This is a genomic window from Nocardioides sp. NPDC006273, assembly GCF_040613495.1.
Lineage (GTDB): Bacteria > Actinomycetota > Actinomycetes > Propionibacteriales > Nocardioidaceae > Nocardioides.
The window spans coordinates 1-1,163 of record NZ_JBEXSD010000135.1 but is presented as its reverse complement, the minus strand read 5'-3'; the positions used below and the strand labels follow the sequence as shown (position 1 = coordinate 1,163).

General features: G+C 66.5%; 1 protein-coding gene. It reads right to left on the bottom strand.

All coding sequences use genetic code 11. The features are described from left to right. Positions 1-70: 70 nt before the first annotated feature. The gene (locus ABZZ22_RS27010; RefSeq protein WP_354938665.1) at positions 71-640 is read right to left on the bottom strand and encodes a Uma2 family endonuclease; all 570 of its coding nucleotides are present in this window, start codon (positions 638-640) and stop codon (positions 71-73) included. Positions 641-1,163: the final 523 nt, after the last annotated feature.

The window sequence follows — 1,163 nt, the reverse complement described above, 5'->3', positions numbered from 1 at the left end:
GGCCGGCGACCCGGGGCCCTGGGGTGGCAACGCGCTGGCGACCAACGGACACCTGCACGAGGCGGCGACCTCAGCGGACCAGGTCGTTCAGGTCGATCTCGAGCTGGAACGGCTGCGGGACGTCGAGGCGGTCACGGAAGATCCCGGTCGGGACGTAGGCGCCGGTCAGCTCGTCGCGCTCATAGACGTGGACCGCCGGCGCGCCGCCCTCGTTCTCGATGCGCCAATAATGGGCGATGCCCGCCTCGGCGTACTTCTGCGGCTTGACCGCCCGGTCGCGATGCTCGAACTCCGGCGAGACCACCTCGACCACCAGGACCACGGTGTCGGCCTCGTAGAACGAGGCCTGGTCCGGGATCGGCGCCGTGCTCACCAGCACGTCCGGCTCCGGCCGGTTGCGCCTGTCGAGCACCACCGTCAGCTCCCGATCCACCTCGAACCCATCGGGCGCCTGTGCCGTCAACGCGTTGGTCAAGGCAGTGACGAGCCGACTGTGCCAGCGGCGCTGCGGTGACATGTTGAAGACCAGGGCTCCGTCGATGAGTTCGGTATGACGCGGCGCCTCGACGAGCATGTCGAGGTCTTCGGAGTACCAACCCTCCTCACGAGGGGGGTGCATCCATTCGGGCAACGCAGTCATACTTCGAGGATACCGTCCATTGCTGGTGTCGGTGGTTGAGCTTTTCCGAGTCCCGTGCACCTCGCGAAAGTGACTGTTGCCTGGCGGCGGGGTTTGGCGCAGCGGATTCAGTTGGGCGCGGGCTTGGGAGCTGTGGCTGGTGTGCTGCTGGGCGCGGGCCCCGGGTTGCCAGTGCCTACGCCAGTGGGCGAGACATTGTGAATCGATCACAATGCCGCCTGAACCGGCGACGACTCGTAGGGCGAGGTTTCCCCACTTCTCAGCAGTGGAGAAATGTCTGCACGCCTGGGGAAGCTCCGCGCACAGGTCCGCATCGAGGGGTCAAGGGAGTCGCCGTGGCCTAGGGCAGGCGAAGATGCCCGCGCAGACGGGGTCTGGTGGGTTGGTCTCACGCTGCCGGTCTAGGGCCGACGAGAGAACCGGACGGTGCGGCGGATTCAACCGGTCATCGCAACACTGGGTGGTGGGTTCGGGTTCGAAAGTAGCTCATCGAGGACCTGTGCTGGTGTCTTCCAGCCGAGGG